The organism is Parachlamydiales bacterium (genome assembly GCA_041671045.1).
Lineage (GTDB): Bacteria > Chlamydiota > Chlamydiia > Chlamydiales > JABDDJ01 > JABDDJ01.
In genome coordinates, this window is sequence record JBAZCF010000011.1 from 76,158 (window position 1) to 92,509 (window position 16,352).

Annotated in this window: 13 protein-coding genes; 8 read left to right on the top strand and 5 right to left on the bottom strand. The window is 42.9% G+C overall.

All coding sequences use genetic code 11. The features are described from left to right. Window positions 1-6 precede the first annotated feature (6 nt). Complete coding sequence (locus tag WC222_10995) at window positions 7-891, top strand: hypothetical protein (GenBank protein ID MFA6916914.1); 885 nt, start codon at window positions 7-9, stop codon at window positions 889-891. A gap of 92 nt (window positions 892-983) precedes the next feature. Here WC222_10995 and WC222_11000 read toward each other — a convergent pair whose 3' ends face one another. After that, window positions 984-3,110 (bottom strand): hypothetical protein, encoded by a 2,127-nt coding sequence (locus WC222_11000; GenBank protein MFA6916915.1) that lies wholly within the window; start codon window positions 3,108-3,110, stop codon window positions 984-986. Between the two features lie 378 nt (window positions 3,111-3,488). Between WC222_11000 and WC222_11005 the strand changes: the two genes are divergently transcribed. From WC222_11005 to WC222_11025, 5 genes are all read left to right on the top strand, one after another. Then, window positions 3,489-4,379, top strand: a complete 891-nt coding sequence (locus tag WC222_11005; protein MFA6916916.1) for an MYG1 family protein — start codon at window positions 3,489-3,491, stop codon at window positions 4,377-4,379. Beyond that, a complete protein-coding gene (locus WC222_11010; protein MFA6916917.1) occupies window positions 4,379-4,714 on the top strand; it encodes a histidine triad nucleotide-binding protein in 336 nt (111 codons plus the stop codon). Before WC222_11005 ends, WC222_11010 begins: the two co-directional genes overlap by 1 nt. Next, window positions 4,711-5,277, top strand: a complete 567-nt coding sequence (locus WC222_11015) for an isochorismatase family protein (GenBank protein ID MFA6916918.1) — start codon at window positions 4,711-4,713, stop codon at window positions 5,275-5,277. The genes WC222_11010 and WC222_11015 overlap by 4 nt, the downstream gene beginning before the upstream one ends. Then, window positions 5,277-7,031 (top strand): HEAT repeat domain-containing protein, encoded by a 1,755-nt coding sequence (locus WC222_11020; protein ID MFA6916919.1) that lies wholly within the window; start codon window positions 5,277-5,279, stop codon window positions 7,029-7,031. Before WC222_11015 ends, WC222_11020 begins: the two co-directional genes overlap by 1 nt. Before the next feature lie 97 nt (window positions 7,032-7,128). Beyond that, window positions 7,129-8,091, top strand: a complete 963-nt coding sequence (locus tag WC222_11025; GenBank protein MFA6916920.1) for a hypothetical protein — start codon at window positions 7,129-7,131, stop codon at window positions 8,089-8,091. On the opposite strand, the gene WC222_11030 is transcribed toward WC222_11025, so the two are convergent. The 4 genes from WC222_11030 to WC222_11045 are packed head-to-tail and all read right to left on the bottom strand — an operon-like array spanning window position 8,088 to window position 12,055. After that, a complete protein-coding gene (locus tag WC222_11030; GenBank protein MFA6916921.1) occupies window positions 8,088-9,539 on the bottom strand; it encodes a hypothetical protein in 1,452 nt (483 codons plus the stop codon). The genes WC222_11025 and WC222_11030 overlap by 4 nt on opposite strands. A 58-nt stretch (window positions 9,540-9,597) precedes the next feature. Then, window positions 9,598-11,058, bottom strand: coding sequence for a hypothetical protein (locus tag WC222_11035; protein MFA6916922.1), 1,461 nt, complete (start codon window positions 11,056-11,058; stop codon window positions 9,598-9,600). Further along, entirely contained in the window at window positions 11,055-11,345 is a 291-nt protein-coding gene (locus WC222_11040) for a DUF167 domain-containing protein (protein MFA6916923.1), read from the bottom strand. The genes WC222_11035 and WC222_11040 overlap by 4 nt, the downstream gene beginning before the upstream one ends. Further along, window positions 11,336-12,055 carry a 2-phosphosulfolactate phosphatase gene (locus tag WC222_11045; GenBank protein MFA6916924.1) on the bottom strand — a complete coding sequence of 240 codons (720 nt, stop codon included), beginning with the start codon at window positions 12,053-12,055 and terminating at the stop codon, window positions 11,336-11,338. The genes WC222_11040 and WC222_11045 overlap by 10 nt, the downstream gene beginning before the upstream one ends. 135 nt (window positions 12,056-12,190) lie before the next feature. Here WC222_11045 and WC222_11050 point away from each other — a divergent pair, with 135 nt between their 5' ends. Then, on the top strand, window positions 12,191-15,139 hold the full coding sequence (locus WC222_11050; protein MFA6916925.1) for an insulinase family protein: 2,949 nt from the start codon (window positions 12,191-12,193) through the stop codon (window positions 15,137-15,139). A gap of 45 nt (window positions 15,140-15,184) precedes the next feature. Continuing rightward, window positions 15,185-16,261 (top strand): Fic family protein, encoded by a 1,077-nt coding sequence (locus tag WC222_11055; protein ID MFA6916926.1) that lies wholly within the window; start codon window positions 15,185-15,187, stop codon window positions 16,259-16,261. Window positions 16,262-16,352: the final 91 nt, after the last annotated feature.

Below are 16,352 nucleotides of genomic sequence, written 5' to 3' on the forward strand. Positions count from 1 at the left end.
ATTATTATGCCTGAGCAAGATGAGTTCGACCACAGACCTTCTCAAGGTGAATTCGACCGCAAACCTTCCTTAGATGAAAGTAAGTTCATTCGGGAGAGTTATAGCAGCGATCCATTTCCTCCTTGGATCTGGCTCGCTGTTATAGCGTGTATTGCAGCCGTTTTGTGGGGCTCAGCTAATTGGTTTCAGCAAGAAAGGACGGAATCTATTGAGAAAAGTCCATTCTTGCAGGTGACCAACCGTCAAATGTCGTTATTTTTATGGCAGTTCTCAGAGTACATGCGCCCCAATGTCCCCGTGAAAGAAGGATATATGCCCGGGTTTAACTATACTGAGGGCAAAGTATCCATTATACCGGGCGAAGCTGAAAACATTGTTGCAGCGCCTCCCGAAGTTATCTTTTTATACCACACTTGGGCTAGGCTCCTAAAACCTGAAACTATAGTACGTACAGTTACATTAGACACGTTTAAAGAATTTCTGCAGGTACTGCCTGAATGGCAGCCTGAAAACTGGAAAGATGCACCCCAAAGTTATAAAGATTTAGTTGCCAATTTGGATACTATTAAAGCAGATCAATTTGCTGCTAAATCCCGTTCACTCCCCTTAGAAGTTGAGATAGCCCTTATTGGCTGGCTTAACTATTTCAAAGAAGGCGGTCAAATTGATTCGACTGTTCCTACGTATGAGGAAATGGAAGATTTTCTTGAACGTCATCCTAATTACAACAGGAACTTTTGGCGCAACATCGTCTATAAGACCCATCCCGATTATCTGATCAAAATTGCGAATGGCAAGTTTGATCCAAAGGCAAAGGTCAATCCTAGGGAAATAGCAGGCTTTTTGCGTGTCGCGTTTTATAACGACAAGGTTGCTGAAAGCCAGAAGTAGTTTGTTCTGTAAGAGGCTATCAGTAGAACTTCTGTGTGCGTTCATAAAAACGCTACAAAAACTTCTCCACAGACAACTTCTTGCCTGCAAGCTTACTTGACGATAACGAAGCCGTCGTCTAGTACCGGACCGGTTTTTCCGATAGGCAGCTCGCCTTTAAAGAAATCTCTGTAAACACTTAAGCCTTGTTTAGCGTTCTGAATACAATAGAAACAATTGGAAAGCCACTCGGAACCTTTTATTGTTCCTGCCGCAAGATTGCACTTGTAGCGTGCTGTTATTTTCTCTTTCCAATACTCCGGAGAACCAAACAATAACACTGGTGTAGCTGCAGTGACGCCGATCTTACGCCTGACTTCTTCTAAGCTATATTCGAAATCGGTTCCAATTCCTCCCGTGAGGAAAATCGGAAAATCTAAATTAAATTCAGCTTGCCTTTCCACCAGCTTATCCAGCCGATAAGTCATTTTTGCATCGATATAGGCATTTTGTCTTTGCTCATTGACAACTGCTCCTGTCTTGACACGGAAGTCCACGATATTAGCACAGGATAAAATCCCGAGTTCTTTTGCGACGCGATTTCCCACTTCCATAGCGCCCGGTCCGCCACCTGTTACTAGCGATAAAGGGACGCCTGGATGTAACATGGGGTGGTTTACTTCATTGCGCATTTCCAATAATCCCTGCATCAGTTCACGTAATTCTTGCTCGAAAATATCTTCCAGAAGATTAGAACCATAAATTCCGAACACTGTGGACTTAATAAACATGTCTACTTGGTGGATAGGGACAAACAGTCCGGAGTCATAACCGGCTTTTTGGGTATATTGGAGGATATTTCTTGTGACGGGATCGACCCAGTAGGTTGGGATTGCGAATTTCTCAAGGTCATGGAGCAATGCCCTATCTTCAGCGGAGAAGAATCCTTCATATGACATCGACGGGTATTGGAAGTAAATTCCTTTCAGATGCCTTTGTACTTGATCGCCTAAAAGCATGCGCTTCATTAAGGGTGAAGGGAAGTATCTTGTAAGAAGGATTCCCTGGCTGGTGATAATGTTATCATCGATAGCTTTTAGAAATGGATAAGAAGGCTGTTGTTGAATATACCGTTCCACCATGAGTGCTTGCCGTGAGCCTTGTGCCAGGCCGGGAAAATCATGGAAGTGTGTTTCCCTAGTGACCCAATCTTCTGTTTTTAGGTTAAGCAGCTGGTCCCCTTTGACAATGAATACAGCTGATCTGGAGTCATGTTCTCCTGATGCAGTGCTGAAGGCAGTGAAGAGGACTTCAGGATCTTCCAATGAGGCTTGCAGTTGATCGCGATCGGAGAAGAAAACGTGTTCGCGGTAGGGTTCGAGCGTGTAAAATTCGAGGGGGATATCAGTGAGTTCTCTTTTCGATTGACCATAAAGTTCATAGATATCGCCTGAAGCCTTTGTGTCGGGCTGTAATATGGATGCTGAAGTATGGTGATAGCCGGGAGATAAATATTCGTCTATCACTCTGCCAAAAACAGTACGGATATGCAGGGGTAGGGTGCGTACAAGGAGTAGTTCGTTTTCCGATTCTATATTGCGGGCGTGAAGGGGTTTCCATTCTTGGTGGAGGCGAAGCAGGTCGCGGGTGGAGATGTTAGTGCTGAGAGCTAGACCGAGTGTAGGGAGAAATCCGCGTACGGTAGGTCCATATTCGACGCGACCATTTTGCAAGGAAAGATAAGCCACAGTCCTTCCATCGACTTTATCAAGGATTAGATCGGAGCTTCCTTGCAATCCCCCTAAGGATAGGAGCGGGGCGCCCCAACGGTCGGATCGTCCGAACATGCGGAAAAGATAGTCAGGATTTCGGACACGCCTTCTTTCATCGGCGGCGAAAAGCTTACCGATCTTAGCACCTACTTTAATATAAGGGAGCATTTCCTTAGCCAGCTCCCCTATCGCATTCAGGTTGACGTGCACTAGGGCAGTGCGGCTGGTTTTATCTAATTCAATATGGGTGCTGATTCCATCCACACCGACTTGTGCAAGTGTACTTTTGATATTAAAAAGGACACGCTGGATATCGATTTGAAAGCCCACAAACAAGGGGGAGATATCTTGAATGAGAATGATTGCTTGCGCATGTTTTTCATTGATAAAGGTGATTTCTTTAACCACACCATCAGGGGTGACGAGGTCGTAATGATAAGAAATCAAAGGATGGAAGGCGTTATTCATGGGAATTCTTCTTTAAAGGGTCTTGTTTTTTTAACTTAAAAGAGAATTTGCCGCAACACTGTACGCCTTTTGTTCAAACAATTTCCTAAATCACTGGAATTTAGCTCTGTTTCCGGTGGGAAAACCGTTGATAAATTGTTCATTTTTTTAATTGTTCACAACCCACAGACCTAACACGCTTAAGGCTTTAAGACAGACTGATATTTATATATATCTAAATATCAAAGACTTAAACTTCACACACTCCTAGCTTTAGTCATTATTTTTTCCCAAGTGCCTTAATCATAAGTGAATAATAAATTGTTCATAAATCGCTTCCTATTTGGGATTTATTAGGGGTTTCTGGCAATATAGACTGTTTTCTAGGGGTTTTGAGCAATGGCAGAATCTAAAATTATTTCACGTTCAGTAGGAACGCATGACGGCTCTTTTCATGCCGATGAGGTGACAGCATGCGCCCTGTTGGTACTTTTTGATTTAGTTGATCGTGAGCATATAGTACGGACGCGTGATCCACAATTACTTGCTTCATGCGATTATGTGTGTGATGTGGGAGGTTTTTATGACCCCAAAAAGCATCTTTTCGATCATCATCAAGCAGAATACCAAGGGCTGATGAGCAGTGCCGGAATGGTATTAGAATACCTTAATGAGACCGGCATTATTGCGAACGATTTATATAAGCACTTTAATAATGTATTGATCAGTGGAGTAGACGATCATGATAATGGCAGGGATCCGCAAATTCCCGGTGTCTGCACATATTCCAATATTATCACCAATTTCAATACCATCCATAATGATGCACCGCCGCTAGAGCAAAATGAAGCATTTTTTAATGCATTAGATTTTGCGTTAGGGCATCTAAAACGGCTTTATGACCGTTATTCCTACATTAAAGAATGTCGCAACCTTGTTGCTGAGTCAATGCACCAAAATGGTGACTTTTTAATTTTTGATAAAAGTATCCCCTGGATAGAGGCATTTTTTGATTTGGGCGGACTAAATCATAAAGCCAAGTTTGTGATTATGCCTGCAGGAGAACACTGGAAACTCCGAGGCATTCCTCCTACTTACCAAAGGAAGATGGAAGTGCGCATCCCCTTACCGAAAGAATGGGCTGGACTTTTAGAAGGTGATTTAAAGCGTGTCTCTAAAATTGAGGGTGCTGTTTTTTGTCATAAAGGACGCTTTATCTCTGTTTGGGAAACCCGTGAAGCAGCTTTTGAGGCGATGGAATATACATTAAAGAATGCGAAGGACTCATAATGTCGACAATATTTGGAAAGATTATCCGTGGAGAGATCCCGTCTGAAAAAGTATTTGAAAACGAACGTTTTATTGTCATCAAGGATCTTTATCCTGTAGCTCCGGTGCATTTATTGATTATACCGAAAAAAGAATTCTCTAATCTGCAGGCCTTGCCTAAAGAGGATCTTCCTCTGATTGCAGAAGCTGTTGAAATTGCGCAGGAAATGGCGCTTGCATTTGACATAGAAGATTCCTACCGTTTTCTTACAAATAATGGGTCTGACTCCGGCCAATCAATTTTCCATCTGCATTTTCATTTGATCGGGGGCCGTCCCTTAGGAGCATTAGGATGAAACAGCGCGTCTCATTTTTGGATAGGGCCCACACGGGCCTATTGGTTATTGACGTGCAGGATTGCTTGGTGGCTGCTGTAGATAGAGGCTGCGAAGTCGTACAAAATATAGCAACAGCCGTACGCGGATGCTCCCTATTGAAATTGCCAATTATCATTTCAGAGCAATACCCTAAAGGATTAGGACCGACGACATTGGGAGTAAAGATGGCTTTTGAAGAAGGTACAGATCTCCAAATCTTTACTAAAACAACTTTCTCGTGTTTGGGCGACTCTAAATTTCGTGAGTATATCCTGTCTTGTCCTGTTAAGCAGTGGATTCTTGTTGGAATGGAAGCGCATGTTTGCGTACTTCAAACGGCTAAAGATTTACTACGGGAGGGGTTGGAGGTCACTGTTTTGAACGACTCTATTACTAGTCGTTCTGTCTTTGATTTTTCCACCGCTATTGCCGAATTGAGAGACTGCGGTGCTAGAGTCACTTGCACTGAAGCTGCTCTATTTGAACTGCTCAAAGATTCGCAAGCGAGTGAATTCAAGGCTATAAGCCAATTGATACGGTAATGAGATCTACTTCTTTCAAGAAGCTGTTTGCTATTATCACGGCCATCCTATTTTGTGCGACAGGCACTATTCACGCCGGGAATAGCCTTATTGACTGGCAGCAGGTTGTGGACTGCCATCTTATTTTAAAAGACTATCAAGAAGCGTGTGAATGTATTGCTGAAGCTATTGCCGAACATCCACATGATCAAGGATTGAGGCGCACCCTCATATTGGTCTATGCTGAATGCGGATTAGAGAGCGAAATGCTAACATCTTTCAGACAATATTTTACATGCTACCCCAACGTGCAAGAAGATACTGCGTTATTAGAAGAAATAGCGTGGTGCATTCTGCAAAATGGCCTTTCCAATCCTGCTCCCGTTACACGCTTAGCATCGCTCGTTGCGGCGGGATCTGCTAGGGATGCGCGGGCTCATGCCTTTATCACTCAGGGCCTATCCGACACTTGCGGAGTGGTCAGAAGCACAGCGTGCAAAGTCGTTGGGCAGATTAGAGCCATAGAGTTCGCTCCTGTACTGGCTAAATTAGCCGTTTCAGATAAATCTATTTTAACCAGGCTGACAGCCCTAGAATCGTTAGTCAGTATGAAGCATCCGCAGGCTAAAGCACTTATCCTAGCCTATTCCACTCGTCCTGAAACGACAAGGGAAGAGCGCCATATTCTAGCCCGGTTTCTGGCTGTGGTCGATGAAGACAATCCTTACAAATGTTTTAAGCAGTTGGCAGAAGGAAAAGATCCTGCTTTAAGAGCTTTAGCGGTAGAATATGCTGTTTTTACCAGATTATTGGAAAGTATCCCTGCCTTATTTAAATTGGTTGATGATCCGCGTTGGGAAGTGCGTGCTGCGTCTTTGCAAGCTTTAGCGGTCTTTTGGCCCCAGTGGGAACCCAATGAAGAAATTATTGCAAATATAAGGACCTGCAGCGAATCCCACGAAGGCATACTTGCAGTGAGTGGAGCGTGGGTTTTGGCCCTTTGCAAACCCCAGGAAGGGATTAATAAGCTTAACTTATTGACTATACATCCGAATCAGAAAGTCAAAGTAGGCGCTGTGTCGGGTTTATGCGCTGTAGGGCTTAAAGCTGTTCCGTATTTGAGGTATTTAGCCTATGCTGAGCAAACAGATCCCTTTATTAAGTTGAATGCAGCTTTGGGATTGCTAAAGCTAAGGACGGAGGTGCTGCCTGCTAGCAGGGTTGTAGAAAAGCTATTGGATGGAAAAATTGAGCGTATGTCCCAAGCTAATTTCGGATTTCTTTCGGGTGTGGTAGCTGCGAAAGATGCTTCTGAAGGAGAGCTGCCACCTGAATTAATGGATATTGCTCAGAGGCTGGAGATTTTACAGTTGTTGGCCATCTTGAAAGTCCCTAGCGCGTATAGCATGTTGGAATCCTTTTTGAGTTCTCGTACATGGGGAGTTTCAGGTATGGCGTCTCTGATACTGCTTTCTGAAAAGAATGAAAGTGCAGTAGAACTTGTGGAGGAATTACTCCGTAAAGCGCGGTTTCCGCAGACGCGTCTGCAAGCGGCGTTAGTATTAGCTATGTGGGGAAGGAGCGATGCTGCTGTTGAGCCATTACATGCTGCTTATGCTGGAGCCGGGAAGGAAACCAAAGAAAGAATATTAAATGCTCTTTCTGAAATTGGCGCTATTGCTTCCATCCCATTTTTAATGGAGGCGATACAGGAGCCTTCATCCAGCATGCGGATCCAGGCGGCGTCGGCTTTATTAAAAGTTGTTTATAAGTAGCTTTATTAAAGGAATTTAAGTTGTTTTTTTGCCATCTTAATATTTCTTTAATATTTTTTGTATAAATTTGTAAAATCGAGCTAAAGATAGGTTTTCTATGAAGTGGATTCTTTTCACAACATTACTTGCTACCATTACCGGATTATTAGGATGGGGTGGGCATACAGGGTATATTAACGATACTGAAAACCGTATGCAGTCGCCGGGGAATGTTAAGTTGATAAAGAATATGGACAATTCCCGTAACCTTCCTCCGAGTTTCCGCCTAACCACTTCGGCCTATCAAAGACACATTGGTCCTACTCCTACACGAAAAGGATTAAATAAGCTGAACGCCTCAGCTAGCGGACAGTTTTCCAAACGTGGATTAAAATCTATTCTCAAATTGATCCCTGCGGATGATGTGATGATTTTAGACCTACGCAGGGAAACCCACGGCTTTCTGGATGGATCCGCTGTCAGCTGGTATGGTTACAGAAACTATGAGAATGTCAATAAGACGCCTTCAGAAATCGAAACTATCCAGAACGAGCGCTTAATCCAGGCTAAGACTGTAGGCAATGTCCGTATTTTTGATGATAAAATTGCTGCCAAGCCCCGCCCTCTCCATGTCAACAAGACCTTCTCGGAAAAAGATTTAGCTGACCACTATGACCTTAGATATGTCAGATTTTATGTCACCGATCACCATCGTCCTGATGATGCTACTGTAGACCAGTTTATAGAACTTGTGCGACAACTGCCCGAAGATATGTGGATACATTTCCATTGTGCTGGAGGTAAAGGAAGGGCGACCACCTTCATCACGATGTATGATATGATCCGTAATTCTCGCGATGTTAGCATAGAAGATATTATCCGCCGCCAGCATTTGCTAGGTGGATCAGACCTCTATCAAATCCGACGTGCGCTGATCTGGAAAAATGAGCCTGCGACGGAAAGGCTAGATTTTGTGAAGCGCTTCTATGAATACACTAAAGCTAATCCTAACTTAGAGATGTCCTGGAGTGAGTTCATTAAGCTTGAACTCCCCAAAACTCAGGCGAGTGTTACGCTCTAATAGAGCTGCTTTACATCTTGATAGAGTTTTTCTTGGATCTTACTATCGGTGTAGAACATATGTCCCCCTTCATAAAGTTGAAGTATGAAACGATTTTGAAGTTGTGCTTGGGATAGATTCAAGTGTGAGAAATCGTTCTGTATAACGCGATAAGGAGTTGCAAGGTCATATATGCCGCTGCCGACAAAGATTTTCATTTCAGGCAGCCGCTCCATCAAGGTACTGACTTTTTTATTCAGACATAAGAAATGTAGCCCATTATTGACATAATGCCAGGATGAGGCTTTCCCTAGAAAAAAGTATTCGGGGGTAGTGGGGACTTCAAAATGAAGTTCATTTTTTAAGTAGTCCTGAAACCCGGCGGCAATGGTGCCCATAACAATGTAGCTGGGATCGGCTTCAACCCCCGCAGTGCGGTTTACATCCGAGTCTATCCCCTTATAGCGTATGTCAAAACGTCCTATTGTCCGGTTCTCTTTTCGTAAAAGTTCTTTGATATAGTAATTAGTATCCAGGCGTAAATTGCGCAATTCAATAAGCTCTTTATCTATACCTACGATAGCACTCATCTCTTGGGCAATGACGGAACGTTCTTCTCTCGAAAGTGAATCTCCCTGCATCAATGCAGGCAAATATTTTTCAGCGGCCCACGCTGTTGCTTTATCCATCCACTCTTTTTCCGTGTAGTTACGTGAATCCCCTATGGAATGGTACCAGGAGGCTACTGCAAAAGTCGGGATAAGGAGCGGGTAAGGGGAATCGTTTTGTTGGTATGCTGCAGTAAGTGATTGGAAATTTAGAAGGGCTGACAGCATAATAAGGCCACTCACCTTATGATGATACGTATTAAGCAGTGCATCAGCGAGTCCAGCAACACGTAATGTACCGTAGCTGCAACCGAGTAGGTATAGGGGTACTTCTCCAAGGTTATGCGTTTGGATAAAAGAGTCGATGAAATTGGATAAGCAATCTATATCCGCGTTATAACTGAAGAAATCTGCAGCGGGCGTAGGGGGTTCCGGACGGCTGAAACCTGTATATACGGCATCGACAAAAACAAGATCTGTTACGGACAACAATGTAAACGGATTATCTGCAACCTGAATAGGAAGCCTAAAGTCCTGTAAAACGGGAGTCTTAACACTGCGCGGACCCACGCCGGCCATATGGATCCATACTGAAGCTGATCCGGGACCGCCATTGAAACAAAATGTGACAGGACGGGGTTTTACAGAGGGAACATGGTAGGCAACATAGAAGACTGCAGCTTTTTTAGAGGGATCTTTTAGATGTACAGGAAGCCAATCAGTCTCGACAATATATTTTAAAGTTCCATCTACATGCTGAATCTCTTTCTCACTTGCATGAAGACAACTTAAACAGAAAAGTAAGAACACCACACAGTTCAGACTTCTTTCGAAATTCCATTTGAATGTTAAAATTGCCATTTTTGGCATCTTTATCGACAATTTCCTCAACCAAAGCGAATTTCGAAAGAAGTCTATTCTATTCATTTGACCGGCTATTGTAAAACTGAATGAGGTCGCTTTTGAGTTGCTTCTGGGTGGAGGGATCTAAAGTCAGAATGTGCCCTGCAGGATAGGCTTTTTCGGTCACGCGCTTTTGCACTACAGGCTCTAGACCTAAATGTGAAAGGCAGTAATGGACCGCGTAATAAGGCGAGACAAGATCGTAGAAACCAGCGCCACTGAAAAGCTTAAGTTGAGTATTTTTATTCAATTCATATTTAAGTTTATCATAGATATTGGGGAACTGGTTCTTATTGTGTCCAAAAGACCAGGGACAAACTTTAGCATGTAATACATACTGTTTATCTGACGTGTATTGAAGGTCTTGGCTGAGATATGTATGGATAGCAGCATAAAAAGCGCCCATAAGATGTTCATAAGGTTCCGAGGGACAAGTAGGATCCGTCATTTCATTTGAGACCATAGACTCATTACGGGAATCGTAGAGGGAAAGGGATTTTTGTTTAGTACTCAATAGTTCGTTGCTGAAAGCAAGCGTCCCTATTTTCAGGTTCCCTTTAAGAATATATTCTTCATTTATTCCTGTGAGACTGGCGATCTCTTGCGCTGTCTTTTTGGCCTTATCTTTTTCCAGACTGTTTCCATGAAACAATGACTGGCTATAACTGTTTTCTGCGAAGGACTCTACCTGCTTTAAACCTTCTAAGGGATTGCTCTTCCCTGAATAATAACTCCATGCGGCAGCAAGGCTAGGCAGAGCTAAAGCATAAGGAAGGTCGTTGCCTTCTTCAGGATCGTAAATAGCCTGATAGTTAATTATAGAAGAAAGCAGTATTAGTCCATTTAGAAATATAAAATTTTCATCATGGAGATAGTAGGCTAGATCACAGATGCGAAACCCGCCAAAGCCCTGACCTAATAGATATTTGGGTACATCCCATAAGCCATTCTGGGTGAGATAAACACGAATAAAAGCTGCAAGTAATTTTGTGTCTTCCTTGGAGTTATAGTAGGATTTTGCTTCTATCCCTTGTGCAACGTTACTATAGCCCGTGGAAAGAGCGTCCACGAAAACGAGATCGGTGATATCTAGTAATGAATAGGGATTATCGGAATATGTGTAGGGCGGAACTGGTGTGCGGCCATCTTGTGGTAGATTCACTTTTTTTGGGCCGATGCCGCCCATATGAAGCCAAGCGGTAGCATTTCCCGTACCCCCCCCAAAGCAAAATGTGATAGGCCGCGCAGGGTCTTTGATATTTTGTTCTTTGTGGTAAGCGACATAAAATAATTCGGCAATAGGTTTGCCTTCATCATTATGCATCATCAGTGTGCCTGTTTTGGCTCTATAATGGAGTACCTTGCCCTCTAGGGTCATAGAGTGGCGAGTGACGCTTACGTGGGAGACGTCTTCAGCATTAAGTCCGGACAGAAGAAGGATAAAAACTAAAAGCACGCTGCTAAATAGGTCTTTCATTTGGCCTTAGAGATATGGATATGTAATTTTTCTTTTACCTCTTCTATCGACATTCCTTCAATACGAAGAACTTTTTCTTTAGAGGTTTCTCCCCGCACAAATGAAATCCGCGACTTAGGAAGGTCAAGTACTGAAGCTAGGAGTGCCATAATAGCAGCATTAGCTTTGCCTTTTTCGGGTACAACAGCAACACGGACGCGAAGGGTGTTTTCCTCCCATCGTACAATTTCACTGCGACTCGCATTAGGTATGACATGCAAACTGAGTTGACAATTCTTTACCGCCACAGGGATCCATTGGGCTTAATGGGCTGTAACACTAAGAGTCCAGACTCACGAAGGATTTCCATGGCGAAGGGGAAGGCATCCACAGCTAAGGCTGCATCTAAGTCTGACATGGGGTAATCGCCATGCGGAGCTCTGGCGTGCATTCCTGCCGGAGAGTTGGTAACTTTCTTTAGATAAGGCCCCATATGTCCTTGATACTGGTTCTCTAAACGTGCTTGGATATATTCGGCTAAGGAAAGATCTTCACTGCCATCCTGCGTTCCCGTGACAAGAAGTGTTACTTCTGCAGGTTCTAGGGCGTGAAGACGGGCGATTGTTGCTTCTGCAACGACAAAACTTGAGACCAGGATTTTCTCTGCATGAGCACACAGGAGTACGCCTTGTGTTCCGGAGGATGTGCGTTGGATAAGTATTTTGCCGTGGAGATCTACTCCGAAGAAAGACCAGGGGGAATTGTCGAATGTAAAGCCCGGAATATAACGTCCCCCTTCTTCTCCCATTGTTAAAGCATCTGGTATTGCTTTCGCAAGTGATTTAGCCTCATCGACTTTTGACACAATAATTACTTTATCTGCGCCGCTGGCAAAAGCATAAGCTGCCGTGGTAAATGCACGTAAAACGTCTATTACGACAACGACTCCCGTCGCATCGCAGCTTTGATCTCTACGCAAGATGTTAATTTTGGGAATTTTTCGATTTTCGATGAGCATTATTTCTCCAATTTAAGAATGGGCAATGCAAAAAACAACTACAGATTATCAAGCAAATTCTTTGACGTCAAACGCTCTATACAAAATTCCTATCTTCCCCTACGATTACCCAGATAGCTCTATAGAGGTTTAATAATGGATTTGCTTGCTGTTGGCCAAAAATACAAAGGATTTATCGTTACACGTTCAGTGCCGATTCCTGAATTACAGGTGACTTTGCTGGAGATAGAACATACTGCTTCCGGCGCACAAATTATGCATATCATTGCAGACGATGACGAAAATGCCTTTTCACTTTCCTTTCAGACCCGTCCTTCTAGTTCCAATGGCGTTGCGCATATTTTAGAACATACTGTCTTGTGCGGATCAGAAAAATACCCTGTAAGGGATCCATTCTTCTCCATGACCCGCAGGAGTTTGAACACCTATATGAATGCTTTAACCGGCAACGACTTCACCTGCTATCCTGCTGCATCGCAAGTAGAAAAAGATTTTTATAACCTTCTGGATATCTACATAGACGCTGTATTCCATCCCAAACTGCATGAATATAGCTTCAAACAAGAAGGTCACCGTTTAGAGCTTAATGATGAAGATAAACTGGAAGTTAAAGGCATCGTATATAATGAGATGAAAGGAAGCATGGCTTCCGCCAATGCACGCCTAGCGGAAAAAATCAACGAACTGCTTTATCCTGATGTAACTTATGGCAAGAATTCTGGCGGAACACCCCCTGAGATCCTTAATTTAACGCATGAAGAACTGCGTGCCTTTCATGATACATATTACCATCCTAGCCGCTGCCTATTTTATTTTTATGGCAATATCCCTACAGAAAAGCATTTGGACTTTATCGGTGAGGCTTTATTAGATAAAGTCACCAAGGTTGACCCACTGCCGCCTGTTCCTAAGCAGCCTCGCTTTACTAAGCCGGTACGTGCTGTAGACTATTTCCCTGCTGAAGCACGTGATACCCCTGAAAACAACTCCATTATCACCGTCGCCTGGTTGACTTGCGATGTACTGCATCAAGAAGATTTATTAGCTTTATGCTTGATCGACTCTTGCATGATGGACACGGATGCATCCCCGTTAAAAAGAGCTTTATTGGATTCTAAGCTTTGCAAACAAGTTTTCATGACTATAGATCCGGATAACGCAGAAGTTCCCATCGCAGTGTCTTTTAGAGGCTGCGACGCTAAAAATGCGGAGGCTCTAGAAAAGCTCCTCCTAGACCAGATCACATTAATATCCAAAGAGGGAATTGATCCTGAAAATCTTGAAAGTGCCTTGCACCAACTAGAGCTGCACCGATCAGAGATAACCGGTGATGGCTTCCCTTTCGGGCTTACGCTTTTCACGCGTGCAGCCTTGCTCAGACAGCACGGAGCATTACCTGAGAATGGATTGATGATCCATACACTCTTCGATGAGATACGCAAGAACATCGAGACCAATCCAAAATATCTTTCAGGCCTAATCGATAAGTACTTTGTTAACAACACCCACCGCGTGACATTGACAATGGCCCCGGACCATTCCCTTGCAGCGGATGAAAGTAAAAAAGAAGAAGAATATCTGAACAAGGTACAGGCTAATCTCAATGAGAAAGATAAAATCTTCTTAAGGGAAGAAGCTGCGAAACTGCAAGTCTTTCAAGAAAATTTGGAAGAGCAGGATGAGGATACATTGCCTATCGTCTCCATCCATGATATTCCAAAAAAGACTAAGGATATCCATCTAGATATTCTAGCTGACCGTAACTTACAAGTTTTTTTCCATGAAGGGTTTACAAACCAGATAGCCTATATTGACTATGCTGTCCCCCTCACTCATTTAGACGAGCAAGACTTGCCTTACATGAGGCTGTTGGTTTCTTTATTTGGACAGATGGGCTGCGGCGATCGCTCCTTTATGGATGTCCTTTCCTTTATGCATGCACATACAGGCGGTGCCGGTGCTTCTACGCCCCTTTATTATCATACGAGCAATCTAGACTCCCCTACATTACAATTTTGCGTCCGAGGCAAAGCCCTGAACCGCAACGTAGGTAAACTGTGCGAACTTTTGTATGACATGGCCCAAGGTGTTGACTTCAAGGACAAGGTACGCTTGAAAGAGATCATTTTGAAGCAGTGGACCTCTTTGCAAAGCTCGCTTACACAGAGCAGTATGCGCTATGCCAGCAACCTGGCTGCAAGCGGGCTGCATCCGGCCGGCAAGATAAGCTACGAATGGTATGGATTGGGGTATTACCACTTCATTAAAAACATTGCAGAGGACATAGATAAGCATTTAGATCTTGTCATCAGCAAGCTGGAGGAACTGCAAACCCACTTGCTGCACGGTAACTATGCCGATTTGACTGTCGCTTGCGATGACACAACTTTTAAAGAGCTGCAAGCCAACGACTACTTTGGGCTGAATTCTATGCCTAAAAGACCTTTTTATCCTTGGTTAAATAATGTAAAACCAACCAAGATCCCTTCCCAGGGCAGGGTCGTTGCCTCACCCGTCGCTTTCACATCTGTGGCATTGCCCAGCATTCCTTACGCACATCCGGACGCTCCTGCTTTACGCCTTGCAGCATATATCATGGACAACGTCCACTTGCACACCGCAATACGGGAGCAAGGGGGCGCTTACGGCGGAGGAGCCAACTGCAACACGATGGCAGGTATTTTTTCATTTTATGGATATCGCGATCCTAATATCCAAAACACCTTAAATGCATTTCAAACAGCCATCCATACCATTGCTGCCGGGGATTTCACTGATGACGATATCTTTGAAGCAAAACTGGAAATCATTCAGGGAATGGACTCCCCTATCGCTCCTGGCAGCCGTTCCGATGTAGCCTATACTTGGTGGAGAGAATCTAAAACCTATGCTATGCGGCAGAAGGTACGTGAAATCACGCTAGGCCTAAATAGAGAACAGATCGCCCTAGCAGTACAGCAGCATATAGTTCCAGGTTTTGATGTGGCAACAACTGTTGTGTTTGCAAATAATGAGCTGCTTGAAAGTGAAAATGCCCTTTTAAAGGCGCAAGGAAAAGCTGAATTGAAAATTTTGCCGGTTTAGGACATGCATAAAATTCATTTTTACAAACAAGGTCTATAGGGCAGAATGAAGTATTCCATTCCTTTATTACCCCTTTCAATCGAGATTGAGACTAGGAGTGTCTTAAAAAAACTAACTAAGGCGCATCAAGCTCTTGCGGAATTGAAAGGCGTAAGTGGAATTTTTCCTAACCAAAGTATTTTAATTAACACTCTTTCGCTGCAAGAGGCTAAGGATAGTTCTGCTATTGAAAATATCATCACTACACATGATGAGTTATTTCAAAGCGACATCATAAAAAAAGATTTCACTAGCTATGCCGCTAAAGAAGTTTATAGCTACGCTTCTGCATTAAAAAACGGCTATGAAAAGGTAAAGAAAACGGGATTGCTCATTAATAACAATATTTTGGAGATTCATGAGACATTAGAAGCTAGCAGTATTGGATTTCGTAAAACGCCAGGTACCGTTCTAAAAAATGATCTGACGGATGAAATTGTTTATACTCCTCCTCAAGAGGAAAATGAAATCCGTTTATTCATGGATAACTTAGAAAAGTTTATTAATGATGATTCTCTCAGTGATGTAGATCCTTTGATCAAAATGGCAATCATTCATCATCAGTTTGAAAGTATCCACCCCTTTTACGATGGGAATGGAAGGACAGGACGTATCATCAATATACTTTATCTTGTAAAGCAAAACCTTTTGGATTTCCCCATCCTTTATCTTTCTCGTTATATTAATAAAAGTAAGAACGAATATTATCGTTTACTACAGGCCGTTCGTGAAACCCAGGCATGGGAAGAGTGGGTTTTGTATATTCTTAGTGGTGTTGAGCAAACTTCTAACCAAACTGTAATACTCATTCAAAATATGCGTAAGCTCATGCTTCAATATAAGAATACATTACGTGAAAAATTACCAAAAATTTATAGTCAGGATTTATTAAACAACCTTTTCAGACATCCCTATACTAAAGTTGATTTTGTTACATCGGAATTAGGCATTCATCGGAATACTGCTCTAAAATATCTTGATGAGATAGTTAATATTGGTTTACTTACTAAGCATAAGATTAAAAACGAAAATTTTTATCTTAATACAGCTCTTTTCGACTTATTAGCGAATTCTTCCATTTAATACCTGCACAAGAAATGCGTTTTTTTGTGCACAGGTCGATTATTTTTCCAACCAAATCGATCTTATTCTTTTTGGTTTTCGTTATTGACAG